25 protein-coding genes, 1 tRNA gene and 1 pseudogene are annotated in these 24,483 nt (G+C 39.2%); 18 read left to right on the top strand and 9 right to left on the bottom strand.

The window, feature by feature from the left end; translation table 11 throughout:
• Positions 1-18: 18 nt before the first annotated feature.
• Positions 19-120: pseudogene (locus HT699_RS02860) on the top strand (group 2 glycosyl transferase); the annotation flags it as partial.
• Between the two features lie 63 nt (positions 121-183).
• On the opposite strand, the gene HT699_RS02855 reads toward HT699_RS02860, so the two are convergent.
• Positions 184-387 carry a ferredoxin gene (locus HT699_RS02855; protein ID WP_080564678.1) on the bottom strand — a complete coding sequence of 68 codons (204 nt, stop codon included), beginning with the start codon at positions 385-387 and terminating at the stop codon, positions 184-186.
• Positions 388-438: 51 nt separating this feature from the next.
• Between HT699_RS02855 and HT699_RS02850 the strand changes: the two genes are divergently transcribed.
• The 8 genes from HT699_RS02850 (at position 439) to HT699_RS02815 (ending at position 6,353) form a co-directional block, all read left to right on the top strand.
• A complete protein-coding gene (locus HT699_RS02850) occupies positions 439-915 on the top strand; it encodes an SAG1386/EF1546 family surface-associated protein (protein WP_001040900.1) in 477 nt (158 codons plus the stop codon).
• Between the two features lie 8 nt (positions 916-923).
• Positions 924-1,595: a (d)CMP kinase gene (gene cmk / locus HT699_RS02845; RefSeq protein WP_050207916.1), complete on the top strand. Its 672-nt coding sequence runs from the start codon at positions 924-926 to the stop codon at positions 1,593-1,595.
• 130 nt (positions 1,596-1,725) lie between these two features.
• Positions 1,726-2,064, top strand: a complete 339-nt coding sequence (locus tag HT699_RS02840; protein WP_001061596.1) for a zinc ribbon domain-containing protein YjdM — start codon at positions 1,726-1,728, stop codon at positions 2,062-2,064.
• Between the two features lie 2 nt (positions 2,065-2,066).
• Positions 2,067-2,696 carry a Pr6Pr family membrane protein gene (locus HT699_RS02835; protein WP_000033949.1) on the top strand — a complete coding sequence of 210 codons (630 nt, stop codon included), beginning with the start codon at positions 2,067-2,069 and terminating at the stop codon, positions 2,694-2,696.
• Positions 2,697-2,931: 235 nt separating this feature from the next.
• Complete coding sequence (locus tag HT699_RS02830; RefSeq protein WP_138699599.1) at positions 2,932-4,083, top strand: MFS transporter; 1,152 nt, start codon at positions 2,932-2,934, stop codon at positions 4,081-4,083.
• Positions 4,084-4,401: 318 nt separating this feature from the next.
• A complete protein-coding gene (gene truA, locus HT699_RS02825) occupies positions 4,402-5,151 on the top strand; it encodes a tRNA pseudouridine(38-40) synthase TruA (RefSeq protein WP_050234238.1) in 750 nt (249 codons plus the stop codon).
• Entirely contained in the window at positions 5,141-5,914 is a 774-nt protein-coding gene (locus HT699_RS02820; RefSeq protein WP_000794755.1) for a bifunctional hydroxymethylpyrimidine kinase/phosphomethylpyrimidine kinase, read from the top strand. Before truA ends, HT699_RS02820 begins: the two co-directional genes overlap by 11 nt.
• Entirely contained in the window at positions 5,892-6,353 is a 462-nt protein-coding gene (locus HT699_RS02815; RefSeq protein WP_000814970.1) for an ECF transporter S component, read from the top strand. The genes HT699_RS02820 and HT699_RS02815 overlap by 23 nt, the downstream gene beginning before the upstream one ends.
• Before the next feature lie 146 nt (positions 6,354-6,499).
• Here HT699_RS02815 and HT699_RS02810 read toward each other — a convergent pair whose 3' ends face one another.
• The 4 genes from HT699_RS02810 to HT699_RS02795 are packed head-to-tail and all read right to left on the bottom strand — an operon-like array spanning position 6,500 to position 9,787.
• Positions 6,500-6,973, bottom strand: coding sequence for a GNAT family N-acetyltransferase (locus tag HT699_RS02810; protein ID WP_000155488.1), 474 nt, complete (start codon positions 6,971-6,973; stop codon positions 6,500-6,502).
• Between the two features lie 48 nt (positions 6,974-7,021).
• Positions 7,022-7,744 carry an ABC transporter permease gene (locus HT699_RS02805; RefSeq protein ID WP_000191422.1) on the bottom strand — a complete coding sequence of 241 codons (723 nt, stop codon included), beginning with the start codon at positions 7,742-7,744 and terminating at the stop codon, positions 7,022-7,024.
• A 1-nt stretch (position 7,745) separates the two neighbouring features.
• Positions 7,746-8,657 carry an ABC transporter ATP-binding protein gene (locus HT699_RS02800; RefSeq protein WP_000205301.1) on the bottom strand — a complete coding sequence of 304 codons (912 nt, stop codon included), beginning with the start codon at positions 8,655-8,657 and terminating at the stop codon, positions 7,746-7,748.
• Positions 8,654-9,787 (bottom strand): ThiF family adenylyltransferase, encoded by a 1,134-nt coding sequence (locus tag HT699_RS02795; protein ID WP_023936973.1) that lies wholly within the window; start codon positions 9,785-9,787, stop codon positions 8,654-8,656. Before HT699_RS02795 ends, HT699_RS02800 begins: the two co-directional genes overlap by 4 nt.
• 440 nt (positions 9,788-10,227) lie before the next feature.
• Between HT699_RS02795 and HT699_RS02790 the strand changes: the two genes are divergently transcribed.
• On the top strand, positions 10,228-10,935 hold the full coding sequence (locus tag HT699_RS02790; RefSeq protein WP_000912214.1) for a LytTR family DNA-binding domain-containing protein: 708 nt from the start codon (positions 10,228-10,230) through the stop codon (positions 10,933-10,935).
• Complete coding sequence (locus HT699_RS02785) at positions 10,935-12,203, top strand: GHKL domain-containing protein (protein ID WP_000961370.1); 1,269 nt, start codon at positions 10,935-10,937, stop codon at positions 12,201-12,203. The genes HT699_RS02790 and HT699_RS02785 overlap by 1 nt, the downstream gene beginning before the upstream one ends.
• Positions 12,204-12,221: 18 nt before the next feature.
• Here the strand turns inward: HT699_RS02785 and HT699_RS02780 are convergent, their stop codons facing one another.
• The 4 genes from HT699_RS02780 to HT699_RS02765 form a co-directional block, all read right to left on the bottom strand.
• Positions 12,222-13,304, bottom strand: coding sequence for a Xaa-Pro peptidase family protein (locus tag HT699_RS02780; RefSeq protein ID WP_050201379.1), 1,083 nt, complete (start codon positions 13,302-13,304; stop codon positions 12,222-12,224).
• Positions 13,305-13,430: 126 nt separating this feature from the next.
• Positions 13,431-14,213, bottom strand: a complete 783-nt coding sequence (gene gatD / locus HT699_RS02775; protein ID WP_000263200.1) for a lipid II isoglutaminyl synthase subunit GatD — start codon at positions 14,211-14,213, stop codon at positions 13,431-13,433.
• The gene (gene murT, locus HT699_RS02770) at positions 14,213-15,556 is read right to left on the bottom strand and encodes a lipid II isoglutaminyl synthase subunit MurT (RefSeq protein ID WP_050261756.1); all 1,344 of its coding nucleotides are present in this window, start codon (positions 15,554-15,556) and stop codon (positions 14,213-14,215) included. Before murT ends, gatD begins: the two co-directional genes overlap by 1 nt.
• A gap of 204 nt (positions 15,557-15,760) precedes the next feature.
• The gene (locus HT699_RS02765) at positions 15,761-17,077 is read right to left on the bottom strand and encodes an FAD-containing oxidoreductase (RefSeq protein ID WP_050222886.1); all 1,317 of its coding nucleotides are present in this window, start codon (positions 17,075-17,077) and stop codon (positions 15,761-15,763) included.
• A 193-nt stretch (positions 17,078-17,270) separates the two neighbouring features.
• Between HT699_RS02765 and HT699_RS02760 the strand changes: the two genes are divergently transcribed.
• From HT699_RS02760 to HT699_RS02730, 7 genes are all read left to right on the top strand, one after another.
• Positions 17,271-18,497: an OFA family MFS transporter gene (locus tag HT699_RS02760; RefSeq protein ID WP_000841590.1), complete on the top strand. Its 1,227-nt coding sequence runs from the start codon at positions 17,271-17,273 to the stop codon at positions 18,495-18,497.
• A gap of 197 nt (positions 18,498-18,694) precedes the next feature.
• Complete coding sequence (locus HT699_RS02755; protein WP_000671122.1) at positions 18,695-20,275, top strand: DEAD/DEAH box helicase; 1,581 nt, start codon at positions 18,695-18,697, stop codon at positions 20,273-20,275.
• 277 nt (positions 20,276-20,552) lie between these two features.
• Positions 20,553-21,341: a GTP-sensing pleiotropic transcriptional regulator CodY gene (gene codY / locus HT699_RS02750; protein WP_000940723.1), complete on the top strand. Its 789-nt coding sequence runs from the start codon at positions 20,553-20,555 to the stop codon at positions 21,339-21,341.
• Positions 21,341-21,916, top strand: coding sequence for an isochorismatase family cysteine hydrolase (locus HT699_RS02745; RefSeq protein ID WP_000158719.1), 576 nt, complete (start codon positions 21,341-21,343; stop codon positions 21,914-21,916). The genes codY and HT699_RS02745 overlap by 1 nt, the downstream gene beginning before the upstream one ends.
• An 80-nt stretch (positions 21,917-21,996) precedes the next feature.
• Positions 21,997-22,082: transfer RNA gene (locus HT699_RS02740), tRNA-Leu, on the top strand.
• A 280-nt stretch (positions 22,083-22,362) separates the two neighbouring features.
• Positions 22,363-23,493: a sn-glycerol-3-phosphate ABC transporter ATP-binding protein UgpC gene (ugpC, locus tag HT699_RS02735; protein WP_000229957.1), complete on the top strand. Its 1,131-nt coding sequence runs from the start codon at positions 22,363-22,365 to the stop codon at positions 23,491-23,493.
• A gap of 271 nt (positions 23,494-23,764) precedes the next feature.
• Positions 23,765-24,277 carry an adenine phosphoribosyltransferase gene (locus tag HT699_RS02730; RefSeq protein ID WP_023933925.1) on the top strand — a complete coding sequence of 171 codons (513 nt, stop codon included), beginning with the start codon at positions 23,765-23,767 and terminating at the stop codon, positions 24,275-24,277.
• Positions 24,278-24,483: the final 206 nt, after the last annotated feature.

The raw sequence follows: 24,483 nt of genomic DNA, 5'->3' as shown, positions 1-24,483 counted from the left end.
ATTTAGATTATAAGTTGCAGTAAGATTTATCTGGAGACTAAAAAAAGACCACTTTATCTCGTTAAAGAAAAAAGTGATCTTCCTGATTTTACAGAAAAAAATAAAGTGAAAAGACTATAATTTTACATGGAAATATGCTAAACTAGAAAGAGTGAAACGTTCTTGTCAATTTACTATGAGAGATTAGTGTTGATTTTTAATCAAGGCACGTGTCGGACAGTTTCTAACAGCCTCTAAGACATCCTGACTAGGAGAAATTTCTTTTTCCAGTTGGTCAGGATTATCGTAAAAACGCACGATTCCATTATCGTGGTAATCAAATAAGTCAGAATAAGTTTGGCAAAGCCCACAGGCGATGCATCGTTCAGGTATAAGTGTGATTTTCATGTTCATATTTATATTGTAATAAGAAAAGTAAAAAAAAACAAGGAGTAAGGTATGGCAAAAGAACCGTGGCAAGAAGATATTTATGATCAAGAAGAAGCAAGAGCAGAGCGTCGGCATCGAAACCACGGAGGGGCTGATAGGATGGCTAATCGTATTTTGACGATCCTAGCTAGTATTTTCTTTGTAATTGTGGTGGTGATGGTCATCGTTCTCATCTATCTATCATCGGGGGGGAGTAATCGCACAGCAGCCTTAAAAGACTTTCATGATTCTGATGCAAGTGTAGTACAAGTCTCATCTTCAAGCAGTTCTCAGCCTGAGCAGAGTTCAGAGCCAGAATCTACTTCTAGTAGTTCAGAAGAAGCTGCTAATCCTGAAGGAACGATTAAAGTTCTCGCAGGAGAAGGGGAAGCAGCTATTGCCGCTCGTGCAGGAATCTCCATTGCTCAGTTAGAGGCCTTGAATCCTGGGCACATGGCTACAGGATCTTGGTTTGCTAATCCAGGTGATGTTATAAAAATAAAATAGGAGCCGATATGAAAACAATTCAAATTGCTATTGATGGTCCTGCTTCCAGCGGTAAGAGTACGGTCGCAAAGATTATTGCTAAGGATTTTGGATTCACCTACCTTGATACAGGAGCTATGTATCGTGCAGCGACCTATATGGCTCTTAAGAACCAATTAGGAGTTGAAGAAGTCGGAGCCCTTCTAACCTTGTTGGACCAGCATCCAATCAGCTTTGGACGTTCAGAAACTGGAGACCAGCTTGTTTTTGTAGGAGATGTGGATATTACCCATCCTATCCGTGAAAATGAAGTGACCAATCATGTTTCTGCTATTGCAGCAATTCCTGAAGTGCGTGAGAAACTAGTTTCTCTCCAACAAGAAATTGCCCAGCAAGGTGGGATTGTCATGGATGGTCGCGATATTGGAACTGTTGTATTGCCACAAGCAGAATTGAAAATTTTCCTAGTAGCTTCTGTTGATGAGAGAGCAGGGCGCCGTTACAAGGAAAATATTGCCAAGGGAATTGAAACAGACCTTGAAACCCTAAAAAAGGAAATTGCTGCGCGTGACTACAAGGATAGTCATCGTGAGACTTCACCTCTCAAACAAGCAGAGGATGCTGTCTACCTTGATACAACTGGTTTGAATATTCAAGAAGTAGTTGAAAAAATCAAAGCAGAAGCTGAAAAAAGAATGTAAATGTAGAAAAGCCGATAGATGGATATCGGTTTTTTTCTAAATTTGTCAAAATGCTGATTTTAGGGTATAATAGTTGCTGTTCGAGAAATTTTGATTTTCAAAGAATAGTGAATGATGATAAGGAGAAACCATGAACAACCTACCAAATTGCCCAAAATGCAACTCAGAGTATGTCTACGAAGACGGTGCCCTACTGGTTTGCCCAGAGTGTGCTTATGAGTGGAATCCTGCTGAAGTTGCAGATGTAGAAGAGGGCCTTGTTGCTATCGATGCCAATGGAAATAAATTGGCTGACGGTGATACAGTAACTCTCATCAAGGACTTGAAGGTAAAAGGTGCGCCAAAAGATTTGAAACAAGGGACGCGCGTGAAAAATATCCGCATCGTAGAAGGTGACCACAATATTGACTGTAAGATTGATGGCTTCGGTGCCATGAAACTTAAATCAGAGTTTGTGAAGAAGATTTAAGTATGTCCAAGCACTATAAACTTGTATTTTATAGCCGTATCTTCTTGTTTCTAGCGGCTTTTACGGGAGTTTATCTTGAAATTACTAAGCATGGTGGTTTTGGGATGCTTCTCTATTACACGGTTCTGTCAAATCTGTTAGTAACTATTTTTACGCTCTATCTCTTAAAGGTTATGAGCCGTGTAGGTGAAAACTGGCAAAGACCAAGTCTCTTGCGCTTAAAAGGTGGGGTCACCATGAGTATCATGATTACCTGTGTGATTTACCATTTCCTCTTAGCGCCCATTGCGACTAATTTCTATACCCTAGAAAATTTCCTTTGCCACTATATCGTTCCCATCTGGTTTTTAGCGGATACCCTCTTTTTTGACAAACAGGGTCAATATAAGATTTGGGATCCAGCAGTGTGGACCATTTTACCCTTGCTGTATATGATGTTTGCTCTTTTTAATGGCTTGGTTCTAAAACTCAATATTCCAAATGCCAAGGATAATCCTTTCCCTTACTTCTTTTTGAATGTGAACAAGGGTTGGGATGTCGTATTCAAGTGGTGTCTGATTATCTTTGTTGCCTATATGGTAGCAGGATTTATCTTCTACTTTATCAAGCAAATCAAGAGAAAGTCATTCTAATACTCTTCGAAAATCTCTTCAAGCCACGTCAGTTTCGCCTTGCCGTAGATATGGTTACTGACTTCGTCAGTCTTATCTACAACCTCAAAACNNATTTTCATTGAGTATAAGACACAAGGGATTCATTTTCGAGTTTGAGAAGGAGTCTGTATACCAATGAGGCTTCTTCTTTTCTTGCTTTTTTGATAACTATCAAAAAAGTAGAAGATTAAGAGAAAATATAGAAAGAGATTTCATGAAACAATTTTTAGAACGGGCCAGCATTTTGGCTCTCTCCCTCGTTTTGATTACCTCCTTTTCCATTTCGAGTGCCCTACCAGCCATGTTTGACTATTATCAGGGTTATTCTAAGGAACAAATTGAGCTCTTGGTGAGCTTGCCTTCCTTTGGAATCATGATGATGTTACTGCTAAATGGTTTCTTAGAAAAAATATTTCCTGAGCGCTTACAGATTAGTTTGGGCTTGCTGATTTTATCATTGAGCGGTACAGCTCCCTTCTGGTACCAAGCCTATCCCTTTGTCTTTGGAACACGGCTTCTTTTTGGTTTAGGTGTTGGGATGATCAATGCCAAGGCCATTTCTATTATCAGTGAACGCTATCAAGGAAAAAGGCGAATTCAGATGTTAGGGCTACGCGCTTCTGCAGAGGTCGTTGGAGCTTCTCTCATTACCTTGGCCGTCGGTCAGTTGTTGGCCTTTGGTTGGACAGCTATCTTTCTAGCCTATAGTGCTGGATTTTTGGTGCTGCCTCTTTATCTGCTCTTTGTCCCTTATGGAAAATCAAAGAAAGAAGTCAAGAAAAGAGCGAAGGAAGCAAGTCGTTTAACTCGAGAAATGAAAGGCTTGATTTTTACCCTAGCTATCGAAGCGGCAGCTGTAGTTTGTACCAATACAGCTATTACCATCCGTATTCCAAGTTTGATGGTGGAAAGAGGATTGGGGGATGCCCAGTTATCTAGTTTTGTTCTTAGTCTCATGCAGTTAATCGGGATTGTGGCTGGAGTGAGTTTTTCTTTCTTGATTTCTATCTTTAAAGAGAAACTGCTCCTCTGGTCTGGTATTACATTTGGCTTGGGGCAAATCGTGATTGCCTTGTCTCCATCCTTGTGGGTGGTAGTAGCAGGAAGTGTTCTGGCTGGATTTGCCTATAGTGTAGTCTTGACGACGGTCTTTCAACTTGTCTCTGAACGAATTCCAGCTAAACTCCTCAATCAAGCAACTTCATTTGCAGTTTTAGGCTGTAGTTTCGGAGCTTTTACGACCCCATTCGTTCTAGGTGCAATTGGCTTACTAACTCACAATGGGATGCTGGTCTTTGCCATCTTAGGAGGTTGGTTGATTGTAACCTCTATCTTTGTCATGTACCTATTTCAAAAGAGAGCTTAGGATTGGTTTCCTAAGTTTTTCTTTTGATACTCAATGAAAATCAAAGAGCAAACTATAGTTGATTGAGTTTGGAATAGTACGCTGTAGCTGCTAAAACATTTCTAGAAATTAATTTGACTTTCCTAATAGAGTTGTTCATATCTTATTTCAATCTACTATAGAAAGCTAGCCGCAGGTTGCTCAAAATAGTGTGTTGAGGTTGCAGATGGAAACTGACGTGGTTTGAAGAGATTTTCGAAGAGTATGAGATTTTTATACCCATACAATATTTGTGTTAGGTACTTGTTTACAGACTAATTTCTTGATAAAATAGAGGTTATGACGAGATATAAAGCAACTATTTCCTATGATGGTTATGCCTTTGCTGGCTTTCAGCGCCAGCCTCATGCGCGTAGCGTTCAGGAAGAAATTGAAAAAACCTTGACCAGATTAAATAAGGGGCAAGCCATTACTGTTCACGGTGCTGGTAGGACAGATAGTGGGGTTCATGCCCTGGGACAGGTCATTCATTTTGACCTGCCTTATCAGATGGATGAGGAGAAACTCCGTTTTGCCTTGGATACCCAGTCTCCTGAAGATATTGATGTGATTTCGATTGAGCTTGTGGCAGATGATTTTCATTGCCGTTATGCCAAGCATAGCAAGACCTATGAGTTTATTGTGGATAGAGGACGTCCCAAAAATCCCATGCGCCGTCACTATGCCACCCACTTCCCTTACCCACTTGATGTGGAGAGGATGCAGGAGGCCGTCAAAAAGCTAGAAGGAACCCATGATTTCACTGGCTTTACAGCCTCTGGGACTAGTGTAGAGGATAAGGTTCGCACTATTACAGAAGCCAGTCTTAGGGTTGATGAGACAGGCCAGTTTTTGACTTTTACCTTTTCAGGAAATGGTTTCTTGTATAAACAGATTCGCAATATGGTGGGGACACTGCTCAAAATCGGCAACAAGCGTATGCCAGTAGAGCAGATTGACCTCATCTTGGAGAAAAAGGACAGGCAGCTTGCAGGTCCCACTGCAGCACCAAATGGTTTATATTTAAAGGAGATTCGTTATGAAGAATAATCGTATTTTAGCACTTTCTGGAAATGATATTTTTAGTGGTGGTGGCCTGTCAGCTGATTTGGCTACCTATACTTTGAACGGCTTGCATGGCTTTGTAGCAGTGACTTGTTTGACAGCCTTGACAGAAAAAGGATTTGAAGTCTTTCCAACTGACGATACCATTTTTCAACATGAATTGGATAGCTTGCGTGATGTGGCGTTTGGGGGAATTAAGATTGGTCTTCTCCCTACTGTCAGTGTGGCTGAGAAGGCATTGGACTTTATCAAGAAACGCCCAGGAGTGCCTGTGGTATTGGACCCTGTCTTGGTCTGCAAGGAAACGCACGACGTAGCAGTTAGTGAACTTTGCCAAGAGTTGATTCGCTTTTTCCCTTATGTCAGTGTGATTACGCCTAACCTCCCAGAAGCAGAATTATTAGCTGGTCAAGAAATCAAAACCTTGGAAGACATGAAAACTGCAGCGCAGAAATTGCATGATTTAGGAGCGCCAGCAGTCATTATTAAGGGAGGCAATCGCCTTAGTCAGGACAAGGCTGTGGATGTCTTTTATGATGGACAAAACTTTACAGTTCTAGAAAATCCTGTCATTCAAGGGCAAAATGCTGGTGCAGGTTGTACCTTTGCTTCCAGCATTGCCAGTCATCTAGTCAAAGGTGATGAACTTTTACCAGCAGTAGAAAGCTCAAAGGCTTTCGTTTACCGTGCCATTGCACAAGCAGATCAGTATGGAGTAAGACAATATGAAGCAAACCAAAACAACTAAAATCGCCCTTGTATCCCTCTTAACCGCCCTTTCTGTGGTTCTAGGCTATTTCTTAAAAATTCCAACACCGACAGGTATTCTAACTCTTTTAGATGCGGGTGTTTTCTTTGCGGCCTTTTACTTTGGTAGTCGTGAAGGAGCTGTAGTCGGAGGACTAGCAGGTTTCTTGATTGACCTCTTATCAGGCTATCCTCAGTGGATGTTCTTTAGCTTGGTCAACCATGGCTTGCAGGGATTTTTCGCAGGATTTAAAGGAAAAACTCAGTGGTTAGGCCTTATCTTAGCAACGATTGCCATGGTAGGGGGTTACGCCTTGGGTTCTACATTGATGAATGGCTGGGCAGCAGCCCTACCAGAAATTTTACCAAATTTCATGCAAAATATGGTAGGGATGATTGTAGGATTTATCCTTAGTCAAAGTATCAAGAAGATTAAGTAAAGAGGCTGAGTCAAAAGTCTTTCAAATAAGAAAAACGCATAGTATCAGGTTTGAAAAGCTTGATACTATGCGTTTTATTGTGGGAAGATTTTCCTCATTTTCTAGTGAAATTGAACTTTTTCTAACATCTTTTTATAGATTACTTCTTAATCAATTATCATTTCCATTGTTGTTTCTTGGGGTTTCATCCCTTGTCTTTGATAAAAGCGGAGAGCACCCTCGTTATCATTCCAGACACTTAGGGTTAGATTATGGCAGCCAATTTCTTTAGCATAATTGAGAGCGAATTGATAGAGTTGATCACCAATTTTTTGACCACGAGCATTTTGATCTACACATAAATCTTTGATAAAAAGGGTTTTGATTTCTTGGAGAACAGGATTATCTGTTTTATCTTTTATGGTACAAAATAGGTGTCCGAGAACTTGTCCCTTCTCATCTTCAAAAACAAAAATAGGGGTATGTTCTTGAGAGAGAATATTTTGCAACTCAGAGGAACTATATTTAGTCCCAGTTTGCTTAAAAATATCTGGTCGAGCTTGGTGGTGAAGCGTAAGGATTTGTTGTAATAAATCGAGTAATTTAGGAATATCTTCTTGTTTAGCTTTTCGAATAGTCATGAAGGTTCTTTTTATTGGCTTAGTCTATAAGAAAAGCTTTAGGAGCAATCATTTTTCTTTATGAAGAGTTCTTAAAATAATTAACTGTGTTGACATAATCCAAAGAATGAGAATACTCATGTCCAATAGAGAAACATTTCCGTAGTCGTAAAGGCTGGCTCGCAGAAGATTTGAGGAAGGGACGAAAGGGAGGGCACGGTAAAGATGGTTTACCCACTCAGGTAGTCGATCTGCAGGATACATGAGTGGTGAGAACATGAGTCCAATCATAAGAATTAGCTGCGACATAAGGGTTACTGTATTTGGAGAAAAGGTGTAGGCTATAGCAAATCCCAGACTAATCATAGTAAGACAAATCAGAAGCACAATAAAAACACCAAGAAAAGATGGATGGAGACGAACAGAAAAACGGACATACCCAAGTAGAATAGAAATAAAAACTCCCGGCAAAATGGCAATTAACCACATCCACAAGTCAGCGAGAGAAATGAATATCCTAGGGATGGGTAAGGCACGAATATAATCAAAATGCCCTTCCAACTTATCATTTGCTATAACAGGGGAGGAAATTGTACAACCCATGGAGATAATTCCAATTAAAACAGAACCAGACGAAAGATAGTAGGCAGTAGTCGAATCGATATCGCCAATAACTAGAGGGTAGCCAAAAAGAAGAGAAATGGATAAGAGGAGCTGTGCTAGTGTAAAAAGGATGAAAAGCTCTTTTTGGCGCAAGTAGTTCCAATGAAGTAAGTAAAAAAATTGAGTCATATTAGTTGGTTAGCTCCTCTCTATAAAGGTCAGAAATAGTCAATGTTTTTTGATGAAGAGAGAGATTGGAAATTGTTTTTTGACCAAGTTCTTCTGTCAGTTGTGCTATCAATGGAGCTAGACTTCTTTCCTCAATCTCTAATTGACAACTAACACCATTGATAATTGTATAATCTTCTATTTTGTCTAATATACTTTTAGTCTTAAAATCAAAGCTTATCTGATACAGTTTGTCATGGATGATTTGCTTAACCTTTCCTGATTTGAGCAATCTACCATTATTAAAGAGGGCGTAATTATCTGCATATTTTTCAACCTCCAGAAGATTATGAGTAACGATAATAATGGTATGCCCCTTGCTAGCTAACTTTTGCAATAATTGCCATTGCTTTTCACGACGAATGGGGTCAACATCATTTGTTGGTTCGTCAAGAAGAATGATGTCTGAGCTACCGATTAGTGTCATAGCGAAGGAAGTTAGTCTTTTGAGACCGCCCGAAAGATCCTTACCTTTTTTGTAACGATAGTCTTCAATTTCTAAATCAGTGAGAAGCTGGCTGATTGTTTTTTCTAGTTCTTGGGAACTCAATCCTCGCATTTTTCCAAGTATTTCTAAATTTTGTTCTACGGTTAATTTGTCGAGTGGGGCATATTGTTGAGACATATAACTAATTAAGGTGCGTGCTTGTTTACGATTGTATATAAAAGAAATATCACCATACAAAATATCTCCTTGGTCAGGTTTAGTAAAACCAATCATTTGATTCAATAGAGTAGATTTTCCAGCTCCATTGTGTCCCAAAAAAGCCGTGATTTTTGCTGGTGATATTTCTAAGGAAATATGATTATTGGCTAAGTGCTGACCATCAAAAGATTTAGTCAAATTATCAATTACGAGTTTTGCAGTTGTCATAACTTTAATTCTCCGTACTTAGAAAAAATTTCCCAATCGTCTTCTTTACCTGTGCCGCATGTTGGACATTCATCAAGATAGCGTCCCCAAGAATCGTGTGTGAATGAGGCTCCGTTTTCATAATTGATTTCGTATTGATGGTTAAGGCTAATTGGTTCCGTATATTGAGTTAATAATCGGATAGTTTCATCAACAATGGCAGAAGTCAGTTGAAATATTGCTGGACCATAGGCTATTGTAGGGATTGTTTTTGTAATCGTACGAACACCGTGGAATTGTTCAAGGAATAGAGTGTCAATTTTTGTATAATAAATATTTAAACAATCAAAACAGCCTGTTTGGTAAGGGATAACTGAATAGACACGACCACGACTAACTTGACTGGCGCCAAATATACAGGGAATATTTTTTGTAACGATTGCTTTATTTACGATACGTTGAATATCATATTGAGGTTCATCAATCACACATATCGTAATATCAACATCATCAAGTAAAGGAATCAAGTCACTTACAGAGGTGATACGTATATTATGGGTTTCTACTTCAATATCGGAATTCATTTTTGTAACTTCTCTATGGGCAATTTGAACTTTAGATAAGCCAATATCATCTTCCTTGTATAGAAATTGTCTTCCTAGATTACTTTGCTCAACAATGTCAAAATCCACTATTTTTATCTTTTTAGGTCCCAAGCCTGCTAGTAATGTCAGTATGTTAGAACCCCCACCACCAAGACCTAGTAAAAGGATAGTAGACTGATGAATTTTTTTCTGTGTTGCAATACTATCTTGGAAGCTATTTAAATAGCGACTGAAATAATATATATTTGAATGATAACGTTCTTTAATATCCTGAATTTCGCCCGCTTCTTCGAGAACCCCCTCATTATCTAAGAGTTCAAGAGCGCCTGTGATGTCTTCTTCAGTTAAATCATCATATTTTGTTAGCATGATATTGAGAATATCTTGAAAAGGACGTCCGTCCAAAATATTGACTAAATTCCACATTTTATTATTATCATCCTTAATTTCTGTGGTTATACCAATTTGTAGCCCAATCCTAAATAAATTTTTATGAAGTTTATAAACAGGATATATTTCTTTTATTCTTGGATGATAGAATTTCATTTTAACCTCACTATTTTATTAAAAAAGGAAGACGAGGTGATTATAAATCATATATCCTCGTCTTGCAACTCCTAGTTCCTATTACAAATGGAAATAAGTAGAAAGAAAATGGTGAACCTATCTACTCAATTCCAACAGTAGGAATAAATAGAAAAGAACTCCTCTAAAAACTCAATTTTAAAATGCTAATTTTTCAACCTTTTCTGGTTACTAAACATAGAAAACCGGTAGTTTTTAGAGGTGCCCAAAATTTAGAAAACACCCCAGCTAATATCAGTTTTAGCAATAACTTTACGCACTTGAATATTTTTCATTTTTGTAACTCCTTTCATATTTGATAAGAATATTGTATAATAAATTAACGATTTTTTTATCAGCATGTCATAATTGACGTATTTGACGTTATAATTGGCAAAATCATGCTTGTAGTGAGGAATTTGATGTTAAAAATTGCGATTTGTGATGATTCTAATAGGGATGGTAGTCAGCTAGAAAACTTACTCTTATCTTATAAGGACATCAAAATAGAAACGAGTGTTTATACGAATCCCCAAAAACTATTAGAACAATTGACAGAGAAGTACAGTTGTGTTTTTTTGGATATCGAGATGCCACAGATAACAGGAATTGATATGGCACAAAAAATCCGTAAGGTAAACCCTTTTATCCCGATTATCTTTGTTACCAGTTATCGAGATTATATGGAGCAGGTTTTTGAAGTGCAGACTTTTGATTATTTACTTAAACCAGTGACTTCTAAAAAATTATATAAAACTCTGGATAGAGTGGTACGTTTTTTGAATTTAGGGCAAGCTGTATTTACGTTTACTTTTGGAAAGCAGCATTATTCACTGCCTTTAAATGACATTGTATTTTTTGAAAAGGATAAGCGTGCTGTCTTTATTTACACTAAAGATCAGACTTACAAAGCTTTGCTTAAAACGAAAGATATTTTAGAGAAATTACCTGATTACTTTATTCAAATTCATTCTTCCTATATTATCAATCCTAGATATGTGACAGAGTTTGATTCGCAAATAGTCACAATTTTAAATGGAATGGATGAAAATCACCTTCCAATTAGCCGAAAATTTCAAACGTCTTTTAGAGAAAAGTATTATTATTATCTGAGTGAGAGGAATTTTTAATGTTAGTCAGTTTGCGGATTGTGAGTATTCTGTTTGATTTATTTTTGGGAATTATTTTCTTTTATAGACCTCTGTCCCAAAAAGAAAAGTCTAGGAGAATTTGTATCTTTACTTCTCTCCTTTTATTTTTCCATGCCTTGTTGACGATATTATTTTCAGGAGCTAATCTTTTCTTAGTAGGGAATCTTATTCTCAGTATCGCAGAGTATTATTTTTTAGGTCTTTATTTTGGATATGCTGTTCAAGAATCTTCGTTTTGGATTTTTTGTCAGATGAGTCTAACTTTACTAGCTGGTACTATACTCAATCAAGCAGTGCAACTATTTTCCCCTTTATCAGTCATTTCAGAAAATCTAATAGCCATGCTTTTTTATCTCGCTGTAGCTTTTCTTTTATCATTGCTAGTGACCCTGGTTCTTCGACAACTTTTTCGTGCACATCAAAAGTTAGTTTATACTGTTTCTAAAGGGACTTGGTTATACCAGTTTATTGTACCATTTTTGTCCATTTGTTTTGCTTTTACAGTATCAGCGATTCAAGGGCAAGTGTTTGAGAAGGATTATCTTTCTTTTGTTTCTGTATTAGCCCTCATTGTGTTAACGTTCTCTTCTCTCTATTTCACCCTATATCTTTCTCAGCAACAACAGAGGTATTATCAAAGCATACTAGAGACGGAACAGATGACCTTTCAACTGAGAGAAATGAAACAATCTAAAAAAGATTATAGGAGGATTCAAAGGATTCAACACGATTTGAAAAATCAACATTTAATCCTCCTTGCACTTTTAAAAGAAGATCCTGAACAAGCGAAGTCTTATCTCCAAAGCATGACAAATAGTATAGAGAACCAAACTGTCTGTTACTCCAAGAATACAACAATTAACTTTTTACTCAATCAAAAATTACAGGATAAGGTAGAGGACATACAATTGGAAATTGATTGTTTTGTACCTCAACGATTAGAAATCAATCCAGATATTTTAGCGGTTTTACTTGGTAATTTGTTGGACAATAGTCTTGAAGCCTGTATGCGCTTGAGTAATAAAGAAGATAGGGTCTTGATCTTAGGAATACGATATTTTCAGAAGAAACTCTTTATTGCTATCGAGAATTCATTTGATGAGAATGAATTGGTAATACGAAAGGAACGTCAGACAGAGGGATGGGGGCTTAAAAATATTGAGAGACTTGTAACCAATCATAGGGGAACAATGAAGAATTTCATTCAGAATGGACGTCATAAAACAGAAGTGATTCTTCTTGTCTAACTAGGGTTTGTTGCTATCTTAATCAAAATAAAGCAAGTCTTTGCTGGTACTTGTAAAGAGGTCAAAGCCATCCTTGGTAACAACACCGCAGTCTTCAATACGAACACCGACTTTACCAGGGATATAGATACCTGGTTCAACAGAGAAGCACATGCCTTCTTCGATGACCATGTCGTTTCCTTCCATGATAGATGGGAATTCATGGACATCCATACCGATACCATGCCCGAGACGGTGGTTGAAGTACTCACCATAACCAGCTTTTTCGATGACCTCACGGGCAGCGCGGTCCACTTCATGAGCAGTCACACCTGGCTTGATAAAGTCAAGAGCAGCTTGTTGGGCTTCAAGAGTCAAGTTGTAAATATCTTTCTTGAATTGGTCTGGTTTGCCGACAGCGACTGTACGAGTCATATCTGACGCATAGCCATTGACCAGAACACCCAGGTCAAAGAGGAGAAGAGCATCATTTTCAACCTTATTAGCTGCTGGAATGCCGTGTGGATTCGCAGCATTATCACCAGTCAAGACCATGGTATCAAAGCTCATTTCGTAACCTTCACGTTTCATGGCAAAGTCAATTTGTGCGATGATATCTGTCTCAGTCTTATCAAGAGAAATATTGTCAAAACCAACATGAACAGCCTTGTCCGCATAAAGACCTGCAACCATCATTTTTTGTACTTCATCAGCTGATTTGATGAGGCGCATGCGTTGGATACGAGGAGTGAGGTTTTCAAACTCAGCAGTTTCAAAAACTGTTTTCAAACCATGGTATTTGGTCAAGATGAGATTGTCAAACTCAACAGCGACACGTTTGAAGTCAAGTTGTGGAAGAGCATGTTTGATTTTTTGCCATGGATTTTCAGAATCGACATAGCCCACTACTGGGAAGGAAACGGTGCTACTTGCACGTTCTACTTCAAGAGCTGGGACAAAGAGGAGAGGTTCCTGATCCGCTAGGACAAAGAGGAACATTTGGCGTTCATGGGGATCACTGTAAAAACCAGTGAGGTAATTGATTGTGACGGGGTCAGATACGACAGCGACGTCTAGTTTTTCTGATTCAAGATATGTTACGATTTGTTGTAATTTAGACATATGCTACCTTCTTTCTACCCCTCTATTTTGGCAAAAAAAGAGAGAAAATGCAAGGGAGAAGGGTAAAAGAAAAGACAAAAAAACTCCGACAAGATAACGGAGTTCTTTGATATAGTTTCACTTTGTTTAAGAAAAGTCAGCCTTGCTTTTGACATCACTGTATTCTTCAGCGATTTCTTGGCTGAGAATATCTTCATAGGCAGGGAGTTGGATGTCCTGACCATATTTCTTCTTGAGGGCTGTAGTGACTAGGCGATAAGCCAGATTGGCATTACGAGAGAGGATAGGCCCGTGGAAGTAGGAACCAAAGACATTCTTATAATGAACCCCTTCGCCGACCTTTTCTTCGTTGTTTCCATTTCCATAGACAACCTGTCCCAGTGGTTTTTGGTCATCAGAGAGGAAGGTACGTCCCTGGTGATTTTCAAATCCATAGTAGGTTTCATTGAAATCTTCATTGTGAATCTTGATGTCCCCGATAAAACGGTTATTGGTCTGGTTGAGAGTGTAGTGGCCCATGACCCCTAGTCCTTCGATGCGTTTGCCTGAAGCTTCAACATAATATTGACCCAATAGTTGAAAACCACCGCAGATAGCGAGAACCACACCGTCGTTTTTGATGTAGTTGTCAATGCTCTCTTTTTTAGCAGGTAGGTCGTCTGCAATGATACTTTGTTCAAAGTCTTGACCGCCTCCGAAAAAGGCGATGTTGTAGTGATTTTCATCAAAATCATCATGGAGAGAAACGATGTCAACGGTCACATGGGCTCCCAGTTTTTCAGCAACATACTTGAGCATGAGGATGTTTCCATTGTCCCCGTAGGTATTCATGAGATTTCCGTAGAGGTGGGCAATGTTGAGCTGATAGGGGTAATTGCCATCTTTTGAGGAAAGTGAAGTATAAACCATTAGTTCATCTCCTTTCTAACAATCTGACGACTAGCCAGCAGTTCACGAAATTCCAGCATGGCAGTATAAGTTGCCAGAATATAGGCATGCTTGCAGTCTTGATTCTCAATGGTCTTGAGAACTTGCTCCAGATTACTCGTTTCAGTGATTTTCTCAGCTGGATAGCCAGTCACTCGGAGGCGACGAGCGATTTCAGAATGACGAACACCGCCAGCGTTGATTTCAGGAATGTCCATGTCAGTGATTTGCTCAAAGTCTGCATCCCAGATCCAGCTAGTGTCAATTCCATCTGCATAGTTGGCATTAAGGAGGACAGATAGGCTAAATGGATAAGGTGCTAGTTTGATCATTTCGATAGCTTGGGTTGCACCGACTGGATTTTTAATCAAGACAAGGGTACATTCCTTGTCACCGATATGAAAGGTTTCTTGGCGTCCAAAGACAGCACGGCTCTTGTCAAATCCCTGTTTGATGAGTTGGGAATCTGCGCCGAGGAAACGGGCGATGGCCACAGCAGCTAGGGCGTTATAGATATTATAGAGCCCGCCGATTTGGATACCGTATTCTTGGCCATCTATGACAAAGCGAGAGCGATTGTTGGTCAACTCAACCAGTTTTGTCAAACGATAGTCGAGATCAGGACGTTTACATCCACAACCTTCACAGATATAGGCACCCAAGTTTGCATAGATATTATGCTCATATTTGAGGATGCTTTGGCAGTCAGGACAGAGAATCCCTTCGGTATTGTAGTGAGCCAGTTGGGCTGGTCCTTTTTCCAAGTCAAAACCAAAATACTGTATAGGATTTGGGAAAGATGGTTTGTAGAAAAGTGGGCTGTCTCCGTTAAGGAGAACAGTAGCAGTTGGAACTTTCCGAATGGCATCCAATATCATGTTATAGGTAGTATAGATTTCACCGAAACGGTCCATCTGATCACGGAAGATATTAGTAATGACAAAAAGACTAGGCTGGATATAGTCACAGATACGAGATAGACTGGCTTCGTCAATTTCGAGGACGGCAATATTTTTCCCAGTTTTTGAAGATTTGGCTGTTAGGAAGGTTGTTGCAATTCCTGTAATCATGTTGGCACCGCTTGGGTTGGTTAGAACTTGACCATAAACCTCTTTTAAAATGCCGACAGTGAGGGCAGTTGTCAGGGTTTTTCCATTTGTTCCAGTGACCACGACAATCTCGTAGTTCTTAGCTAGGTTTTGTAAAATATCTTTATCAAATTGAAGGGCGACTTTCCCTGGGAGCGTACTTCCACGTCCAAGACGGCTTAAAACGAAGTGGGAAGAACACCCAGCAAGAAGGCCCAAAGTAGTTTTTAAGTTCATGTTTCTATTATATCACAAAAGAGGGAAAAGACAGATTTGATACTCAATGAAAATCAAAGAGCAAACTAGGAAGCTAGCCGCAGGCTGTACTTGAGTACGGCAAGGTGAAGCTGACGTGGTTTGAATTTGATTTTCGAAGAGTATGAGATTTCGCAGAAATGAAAACAGCCCTCAGAGGGCTGTCAGTTAAGATGTGATCTCAACTTAAATCGCAAACAAGTCATTCAAGTTCTCAGCCAAGGTTGGGTGAGTGAAGATTTGTTTTGTGAAGTAAGTGTAAGGAATCTTGTTGTCCATAGCAACAGTGATGATGTTGATGATTTCTTGAGAACCTTCTGAGAAGATGCTTGCTCCAAGAATTTCTTTGGTTTCAGTATTAACAACAGCTTTGAAAGCTCCGCGAAGGTTTCCATTTACGTGACCACGAGGCATGGCTGCAACAGGAATTTCCTTAACAGCGTATGGAAGTTTCAAATCTGCTGCTTGGCTTTCAGTCAAACCAACTTGTGAAAGTGCAGGTGTGATAAACATGGTGTTTGGTACATTGAGACGGTCTTCAAGTGTGTAGCTGCCATCTCCAGCAAGGTAGCTGTAGACAACACGGAAGTCATCAAGTGAAATGTAAGTAAATTGAAGGCCACCGTTGACATCCCCAACTGCAAAGACACCAGGAACGTTTGTTTGACAATGTTTGTCTACTTTAATAGCACCACGTTCAGTAAGTTCAATATCTGTATTTTCAAGTTGAAGTGGTTCTACATTTGGTTTACGTCCAGTTGCGTAGAGAAGGGCATCGAAACGGTAAGTTTCGTCTTCAGTTACGATAAGCACTTGGTCACCGTCGTTTTTAATTTCAGTAGTATGGATATTTTGAAGCAATTCAATACCGTCTTCTTCCAGGTATTGTTTAGCAAGAGCTGCGATGGAAGGTTCTGCACGAGGTAGGAATGTATCCAAGGCATCTAGGACTGTAACCTTGCTTCCAAGTTTGTTGTAAAGGCCAGCAAATTCAAGACCGATATTTCCACCACCAAGGACTCCAAGTTTTTCAGGCAATTTGTCCAAATTTTGGATACCTGTTGAGTCAAAGACGTTCTTGCTTGTAGCAAGTCCAGGGATAGGCAAGACGTTTGAAACAGCACCAGTGTTGATGACGATTGTTTCAGCAGTCAGTTCTTTCTTTTCATCACCAGCTTGGATTTCGATGACTTTATTTGAAAGGAAGTGAGCTTCCGCATCAAAGATATCCACGCCTGTACCAGCAACAGTCGCATAGTTTTTACCGTTGAGGCGACCAGTGATAGTATTTTTGGTAGCAATGACTTCTTCAAAAGACAAGCCCTTCTCAGCAGCAACTAGCAAGGTTTTAGTTGGGATACAACCAATGTTGATACAAGTTCCACCATACATAGCTTTGCTACGTTCAACGAGGGCAACTTTTTTGCCAGCTGAAGCCAATTTACCAGCTAGTGTTTTACCAGCCTTACCAAATCCAATAACGATTAAATCATAAGTTAACATTTAGAGTTCCTCCTATTCGAATTTCATTCTAGCACAAGAAAAAAACTTTTGCACAATTCTGCTACGAAAAAGACAGAAAAATATAAAAACGCTTTCTAGACAAAAAACTAGTAATTTTTTGACAAGCTTGATAAACTAAAATCCTATCTATTTTTATATAAGATAGAATAAATGTTCGAAAATAGGAGGTTTTATGAAATCGAATCGCTATATTATTGCCTTTGCTGGGGTCATTTTACACTTAATGCTGGGTTCGACTTATGCTTGGAGTGTTTATCGTAACCCTATTATTGAAAAAACGGGATGGGATCAGGCTTCTGTTGCCTTTGCCTTTAGTCTAGCAATCTTTTGTTTAGGCTTATCGGCTGCATTTATGGGGCGTTTGGTAGAAAAATTTGGTCCGAGAGTCATGGGGAGTCTATCTGCTTTTCTATACGCAGGTGGAAATATCTTAACAGGATTTGCAATAGACCGTCAGGAGCTGTGGTTGTTGTATCTCGCTTATGGAATTTTAGGTGGGCTTGGTTTGGGAGCAGGATACATTACCCCTGTGTCAACGATTATAAAATGGTTTCCTGATAAACGTGGTCTCGCAACAGGTTTAGCGATTATGGGGTTTGGTTTTGCTTCTTTATTGACTAGTCCCATAGCGCAACATCTCATCGCAGGGGTAGGGCTTGTAGAAACTTTTTATATTTTAGGTGCAAGTTACTTTATTATCATGCTCCTAGCTTCACAATTCATTAAGCGTCCAAATGAGCAAGAACTTGCAATTTTATCTGTTTCAGGGAAAGAAAAAACAGCCTCTTTGACGCAAGGGATGACTGCAAATCAGGCTCTAAAAAGCAATCGGTTTTATATACTTTGGATTATTTTCTTTATCAACATAGCTTGTGGTTTAGGCTTAATTTCAGCGGCATCGCCAATGGCACAGGAGATGGCTGGCTTGTCTACAAGTCATGCAGCAGTAATGGTGGGCGTTTTGGGGATTTTCAATGGATTTGGTCGCTTGCTTTGGGCGAGTTTGTCTGACTATATCGGTCGCCCTCTAACCTTTAGTATATTACTGCTTGTCAATCTTTTCTTTTCTCTCTCACTTTGGCTCTTTACAGATTCCGTTTTATTTGTAGTCGCTATGTCTATTTTGATGACTTGCTATGGAGCTGGTTTTTCTTTGATTCCAGCTTATCTCAGTGATATTTTTGGAACCAAGGAATTGGCCGCTCTGCATGGTTATATTTTAACGGCTTGGGCAATGGCTGGTTTAGCGGGACCTATTTTATTAGCAGAGACTTATAAAATGGCTCATTCTTACACACAAACCTTGTTCGTTTTTATCATTTTATATAGTATCGCCTTGGCTTTGTCTTATTATCTAGGTCGTTCAATCAAAAAGGAAAGCCAAAAACCGCTTACATGATTTTCTAGAGAAATTGGGCTATCTTTTGCTCTGGTCTTGTGTTATACTAGATAGGTTGCAAAGAAAACAGTACTTTTCTTTTGTGGAAAAGAAGCAACACGATTTTATATCCAGTATATGAAAATACGTCATAAAAAGAAAAGTATACACTAAGCCCTATGGGGTGGCTTCGCACCACCTTTAGAAAGAAGAACAACGTGAAATTTAATGAATTAAACTTGTCTGCTGATTTGCTAGCAGAGATTGAAAAAGCTGGTTTTGTAGAAGCCAGTCCGATCCAAGAACAAACCATTCCCTTGGCCCTTGAAGGCAAGGACGTTATCGGTCAAGCTCAGACTGGTACAGGAAAAACTGCAGCCTTTGGCTTGCCTACCCTTGAAAAAATCCGTACAGAAGAAGCGACTATCCAAGCCTTGGTGATCGCTCCAACTCGTGAACTCGCTGTCCAAAGTCAAGAGGAATTGTTCCGTTTTGGTCGTAGCAAGGGAGTCAAAGTCCGCTCAGTATACGGCGGATCAAGCATTGAAAAACAAATTAAGGCTCTTAAATCTGGTGCCCATATCGTGGTGGGAACACCTGGTCGCCTCTTAGACTTGATCAAACGCAAGGCCTTGAAATTACAAGATATTGAAACGCTTATCCTTGACGAAGCGGATGAAATGCTCAACATGGGCTTCCTTGAAGACATTGAAGCTATCATCTCCCGTGTCCCTGAAAATCGACAAACTCTTCTTTTCTCAGCAACTATGCCAGATGCCATCAAACGTATCGGTGTTCAGTTTATGAAAGAACCTGAGCATGTGAAGATTGCTGCTAAGGAATTGACAACAGAATTGGTTGATCAATACTATATCCGAGTTAAGGAACAAGAAAAATTTGATACTATGACACGTCTCATGGATGTGGAGCAACCTGAGCTTGCTATCGTATTTGGTCGTACCAAACGTCGTGTGGATGAATTGACTCGTGGTTTGAAAATCCGTGGCTTCCGTGCAGAAGGAATTCATGGAGACCTAGACCAAAACAAACGTCTTCGTGTCCTTCGTGACTTTAAAAATGGAAATCTGGATGTTCTAGTTGCGACGGACGTTGCAGCGCGTGGTTTGGATATTTCAGGTGTGACCCATGTCTATAACTACGATATTCCACAAGATCCTGAAAGTTATGTTCACCGTATCGGTCGTACAGGTCGTGCCGGTAAGTCAGGTCAGTCTATTACTTTCGTATCACCAAATGAAATGGGCTACCTCCAAATCATTGAAAACTTGACCAAGAAACGCATGAAAGGTCTCAAACCTGCAAGTGCAGAAGAAGCCTTCCAAGCTAAAAAACAGGTAGCTCTCAAGAAAATCGAACGTGATTTTGCAGATGAGACTATCCGTGCTAACTTTGAGAAATTTGGTAAGGATGCTCGTAAGCTAGCTGCCGAATTTACTCCAGAAGAATTGGCAATGTATATCTTGAGTCTGACTGTTCAAGATCCGGATAGCCTTCCAGAAGTGGAGATTGCGCGTGAAAAACCACTGCCATTTAAACCATCAGGTAATGGCTTCGGTGGTAAAGCTAAGGGAGGTCGTCGTGGAGATGACCGTCGAGACCGTGATCGTCGAGACCGTGATCGCCGTGGTAATGGTCGTCGGGATGATTTCAAAAAAGGAAGTCGTGGCAATGATCGTTTTGATAAAGACAGACGTTACCGTAAGGATAATAAAAAACCACGCAATACTTCAAGTGAAAAGCAAACAGGCTTTGTTATTCGTAACAAGGGAGATAAATAAGAAAAAGCGGTTCAAAATGAATCGCTTTTTTATATAAGGAGACCAAGGGTGAAAGAAGATGGTGATAGCAAAGGATAGGTGAAATGGAAAGGTATTATCAACCTACCTTTTTATAATGATATAATATCAAATATAAATTAGGTTGTCAATAAGAAAACATAATTTTCTAAAATATTTCAGCTAGTCTAAATTGCAATTAAATAAGCAATTTTCAGATAATAATTGAAAATTCAATCTGTTTATGTTATAATGATAGCGATTAAATTCGAGGTGAAAAATGGCACATTTATTAGAAAAAACAAGAAAGATTACATCAATTTTGAAGCGCTCAGAGGAGCAGTTTCAGGATGAGCTTCCTTACAACGCTATTACGCGTCAGTTAGCGGATATTATTCATTGCAATGCCTGCATTATCAATAGTAAGGGACGTCTGCTTGGCTATTTTATGCGTTATAAAACAAATACAGATCGCGTAGAGCAATTCTTCCAAACTAAGATTTTCCCAGATGACTACGTTCAAGGGGCTAATATGATTTACGAAACAGAAGCAAATTTGCCTGTTGAGCATGATATGAGTATTTTCCCTGTTGAGAGTAGAGAAGATTTTCCAGATGGCTTGACGACTATTGCACCGATTCATGTATCGGGGATTCGCCTTGGTTCTTTGATTATTTGGCGCAATGATAAAAAATTCGAAGATGAGGACTTGATTCTTGTTGAGATTGCCAGTACCGTTGTTGGGATTCAGCTTCTTAACTTCCAGCGTGAAGAAGATGAGAAAAATATCCGTCGCCGTACTGCTGTCACCATGGCGGTTAATACCCTTTCTTACTCCGAACTCCGTGCTGTTTCAGCAATTTTAGGGGAATTAAATGGAAATGAAGGGCAGTTGACTGCATCAGTGATTGCAGACCGTATCGGAATTACCCGCTCTGTGATTGTCAATGCCCTTCGTAAACTTGAATCTGCGGGAATTATTGAAAGTCGCTCACTTGGAATGAAGGGAACCTACCTTAAGGTCTTGATTTCAGATATTTTTGAAGAAGTGAAGAAAAGAGATTACTAATGACTAAAGCTTTAATTTCGATTGATTATACAGAAGATTTTGTTGCTGATAGTGGTAAATTGACAGCAGGGGCTCCAGCTCAGGCTATTTCGGATGCCATTAGCAAGGTGACTCGATTAGCTTTTGAACGGGGAGATTATATCTTCTTTACTATTGATGCTCATGAAGAAAACGATTGTTTTCATCCAGAAAGTAAACTATTTCCTCCTCATAATCTGATTGGGACTAGTGGACGCAATTTATACGGAGACTTGGGGATCTTTTATCAAGAGCATGGTTCAGACAGTCGTGTCTTTTGGATGGATAAACGCCATTACTCAGCTTTTTCAGGGACTGACCTAGATATTCGTTTGAGAGAGCGTCGCATTTCTACAGTTATCTTAACAGGTGTCTTGACGGATATCTGTGTCCTGCATACAGCTATTGATGCCTATAATCTAGGTTATGACATCGAGATTGTTCAACCAGCTGTTGCTTCCATCTGGCCTGAAAATCATCAATTTGCCCTAGGTCATTTCAAAAATACACTTGGAGCTAAGTTAGTAGATGAAAATCTAAATGAAATTTTAGAGTAATTTGGTTGATGAAATGAAAAAAATTGAAAAAAAGTGTTGACAAGCATCCCAAAAGTTGATATACTAGTAAAGTAATCGACGCGGGGATGGCGGAATTGGCAGACGCGCAGGACTAAGGATCCTGTGACCGCTTTAGGTCGTGAGGGTTCAAGTCCCTCTCTCCGCATAGGATAAGAGTTAGCTTAGGCTAGCTCTTTTGTATTTCTCTAAAAAATTAGAATCCAGTCAAATGTAGTGGAGAATCAGCGAAAATATGGGAAAGCTGATCCTTGTTTCTGCTTTTGTATAGAAGAATAATAAAGATTATCTTCTTCAAATTCTCCGATATTCTCTAAAGTTTTGTGCAAGTTGCACAGAATTTTTTTGTTTTTTTGGTCACCTTGCCATAGAAATGTAAAACGTTTTCATCTATAATATAATTATCAAAAACAAAAGGAGTTCACCTCATGGTAGAATTGAATCTTAAAAATATTTACAAAAAATATCCAAACAGCGAACACTATTCAGTTGAAGATTTCAACTTGAATATCAAAGATAAAGAATTTATCGTTTTCGTAGGTCCTTCAGGATGTGGTAAATCAACAACCCTTCGTATGATTGCTGGTCTTGAAGACATCACAGAAGGTACTGCATCTATCGATGGCGTGGTTGTCAACGACGTAGCTCCAAAAGACCGTGACATCGCCATGGTATTCCAAAACTACGCTCTTTACCCACACATGACTGTATACGATAACATGGCTTTCGGTTTGAAATTGCGTAAATACAGCAAAGAAGACATCGACAAACGTGTGCAAGAAGCAGCTGAAATCCTTGGATTGAAAGAATTCTTGGAACGTAAACCAGCTGACCTTTCAGGTGGTCAACGTCAACGTGTTGCCATGGGTCGTGCCATCGTCCGTGATGCAAAAGTATTCTTGATGGACGAACCTTTGTCAAACTTGGATGCAAAACTTCGTGTATCAATGCGTGCTGAAATTGCGAAAATCCACCGTCGTATCGGAGCTACAACTATCTACGTAACTCACGACCAAACAGAAGCGATGACACTTGCAGACCGTATCGTTATCATGTCAGCAACTAAGAACCCTGCTGGTACAGGTACTATCGGACGTGTTGAGCAAATCGGTACTCCTCAAGAAGTTTACAAAAACCCAGTTAACAAATTCGTTGCAGGATTCATCGGAAGCCCAGCAATGAACTTCATCAATGTGAAATTAGTTGGTAGCGAAATTATTTCTGATGGTTTCCGTTTGAAAGTTCCAGAAGGAGCATTGAAAGTTCTTCGCGAAAAAGGCTACGAAGGTAAAGAGTTGATTTTCGGTATCCGTCCAGAAGATGTGAATGCAGAACCTGCTTTCCTTGAAACATTCCCAGACTGTGTTGTAAAAGCGACTATCTCTGTATCAGAACTGCTTGGTTCAGAATCTCACCTATACTGCCAAGTTGGTAAAGACGAATTTGTTGCTAAAGTTGATGCTCGTGATTACTTGCAAACAGGTGCAACAGTTGAACTTGGATTTGACTTGAACAAAGCACACTTCTTCGATGTAGAAACTGAAAAAACAGTCTATTAAAATAAATAAAATTCAAAGCAGTACAAGAAAAGATATCTCTTTATCGATTGTAGTGGAGAGATATCAGTTAGTCTAGGGAGAGAAACAAAATGCTTCTCTCCTTTTTGCTAGGGAAGTCATATTATGTATCTATCTTGTGACGTGCCTTGAATAAAAATGGTCGTCTTATTTGACTTATAGGGTGACTAGCAAATGAAATATTGTTTTCCCTTTCTTCTTTACTGGAAAATATGCTATAATAGAGAGTAAAAACTTTGAAAGAAAGAAAAATATGAATTTAAAAGATTACATTGCAACAATTGAAAATTATCCAAAAGAAGGTATCACCTTCCGTGATATTAGTCCTTTGATGGCTGATGGAAATGCTTATAGCTACGCTGTTCGTGAAATTGTTCAGTATGCTACTGACAAGAAAATTGACATGGTTGTAGGGCCTGAGGCTCGTGGATTTATTGTGGGCTGTCCAGTTGCCTTTGAGTTGGGAATTGGTTTTGCACCTGTTCGTAAACCAGGTAAATTGCCACGTGAAGTCATTTCTGCTGACTATGAAAAAGAGTACGGTGTTGATACCTTGACTATGCATGCGGATGCAATCAAACCAGGTCAACGCGTTCTTATTGTAGATGACCTCTTGGCAACAGGTGGAACTGTTAAGGCAACTATCGAGATGATTGAAAAACTTGGTGGTATTGTAGCAGGTTGTGCCTTCCTTGTTGAATTGGATGAATTGAACGGCCGTGAAAAAATCGGGGACTACGATTACAAGGTTCTTATGCATTATTAATGAAAAACAGTCCCTAGGGCTGTTTTCTCTACATTAGGATATAAAAATAGACTATAGCTAGTTAGAGAAAAACTATAATTGAAAACTATATCTTCTTGCAGTATAATAAAAGGACTATGTGTTTGAAATTTAGTTTCATACTCAATGAAAATCAAAGAGTAAACTAGCCGTAAGCTGCTCAAAGTACAGCTTTGAGGTTGCAGATA

The sequence above is a fragment of the Streptococcus sp. 1055 genome, from assembly GCF_013276815.1.
Taxonomy (GTDB): domain Bacteria; phylum Bacillota; class Bacilli; order Lactobacillales; family Streptococcaceae; genus Streptococcus; species Streptococcus pseudopneumoniae.
This window is presented reverse-complemented; position numbering and strand designations above follow the sequence as displayed.

Excerpts from the sequence above, each read along its gene's own strand:
- HT699_RS02835 (WP_000033949.1), top strand. The coding sequence starts at position 2,067 with ATGTCCAAGCACTATAAACTTGTATTTTATAGCCGTATCTTCTTGTTT.
- HT699_RS02850 (WP_001040900.1), top strand. The coding sequence starts at position 439 with ATGGCAAAAGAACCGTGGCAAGAAGATATTTATGATCAAGAAGAAGCA.
- gatD (WP_000263200.1), bottom strand. The coding sequence starts at position 14,213 with ATGGTTTATACTTCACTTTCCTCAAAAGATGGCAATTACCCCTATCAG.
- HT699_RS02745 (WP_000158719.1), top strand. The coding sequence starts at position 21,341 with ATGACTAAAGCTTTAATTTCGATTGATTATACAGAAGATTTTGTTGCT.
- HT699_RS02760 (WP_000841590.1), top strand. The coding sequence starts at position 17,271 with ATGAAATCGAATCGCTATATTATTGCCTTTGCTGGGGTCATTTTACAC.
- HT699_RS02830 (WP_138699599.1), top strand. The coding sequence starts at position 2,932 with ATGAAACAATTTTTAGAACGGGCCAGCATTTTGGCTCTCTCCCTCGTT.
- HT699_RS02765 (WP_050222886.1), bottom strand. The coding sequence starts at position 17,077 with ATGTTAACTTATGATTTAATCGTTATTGGATTTGGTAAGGCTGGTAAA.
- cmk (WP_050207916.1), top strand. The coding sequence starts at position 924 with ATGAAAACAATTCAAATTGCTATTGATGGTCCTGCTTCCAGCGGTAAG.
- codY (WP_000940723.1), top strand. The coding sequence starts at position 20,553 with ATGGCACATTTATTAGAAAAAACAAGAAAGATTACATCAATTTTGAAG.
- truA (WP_050234238.1), top strand. The coding sequence starts at position 4,402 with ATGACGAGATATAAAGCAACTATTTCCTATGATGGTTATGCCTTTGCT.
- HT699_RS02780 (WP_050201379.1), bottom strand. The coding sequence starts at position 13,304 with ATGTCTAAATTACAACAAATCGTAACATATCTTGAATCAGAAAAACTA.
- HT699_RS02815 (WP_000814970.1), top strand. The coding sequence starts at position 5,892 with ATGAAGCAAACCAAAACAACTAAAATCGCCCTTGTATCCCTCTTAACC.
- HT699_RS02730 (WP_023933925.1), top strand. The coding sequence starts at position 23,765 with ATGAATTTAAAAGATTACATTGCAACAATTGAAAATTATCCAAAAGAA.
- ugpC (WP_000229957.1), top strand. The coding sequence starts at position 22,363 with ATGGTAGAATTGAATCTTAAAAATATTTACAAAAAATATCCAAACAGC.
- HT699_RS02820 (WP_000794755.1), top strand. The coding sequence starts at position 5,141 with ATGAAGAATAATCGTATTTTAGCACTTTCTGGAAATGATATTTTTAGT.
- HT699_RS02800 (WP_000205301.1), bottom strand. The coding sequence starts at position 8,657 with ATGACAACTGCAAAACTCGTAATTGATAATTTGACTAAATCTTTTGAT.
- HT699_RS02810 (WP_000155488.1), bottom strand. The coding sequence starts at position 6,973 with ATGACTATTCGAAAAGCTAAACAAGAAGATATTCCTAAATTACTCGAT.
- HT699_RS02795 (WP_023936973.1), bottom strand. The coding sequence starts at position 9,787 with ATGAAATTCTATCATCCAAGAATAAAAGAAATATATCCTGTTTATAAA.
- HT699_RS02790 (WP_000912214.1), top strand. The coding sequence starts at position 10,228 with ATGTTAAAAATTGCGATTTGTGATGATTCTAATAGGGATGGTAGTCAG.
- HT699_RS02805 (WP_000191422.1), bottom strand. The coding sequence starts at position 7,744 with ATGACTCAATTTTTTTACTTACTTCATTGGAACTACTTGCGCCAAAAA.
- HT699_RS02840 (WP_001061596.1), top strand. The coding sequence starts at position 1,726 with ATGAACAACCTACCAAATTGCCCAAAATGCAACTCAGAGTATGTCTAC.
- murT (WP_050261756.1), bottom strand. The coding sequence starts at position 15,556 with ATGAACTTAAAAACTACTTTGGGCCTTCTTGCTGGGTGTTCTTCCCAC.
- HT699_RS02785 (WP_000961370.1), top strand. The coding sequence starts at position 10,935 with ATGTTAGTCAGTTTGCGGATTGTGAGTATTCTGTTTGATTTATTTTTG.
- HT699_RS02855 (WP_080564678.1), bottom strand. The coding sequence starts at position 387 with ATGAAAATCACACTTATACCTGAACGATGCATCGCCTGTGGGCTTTGC.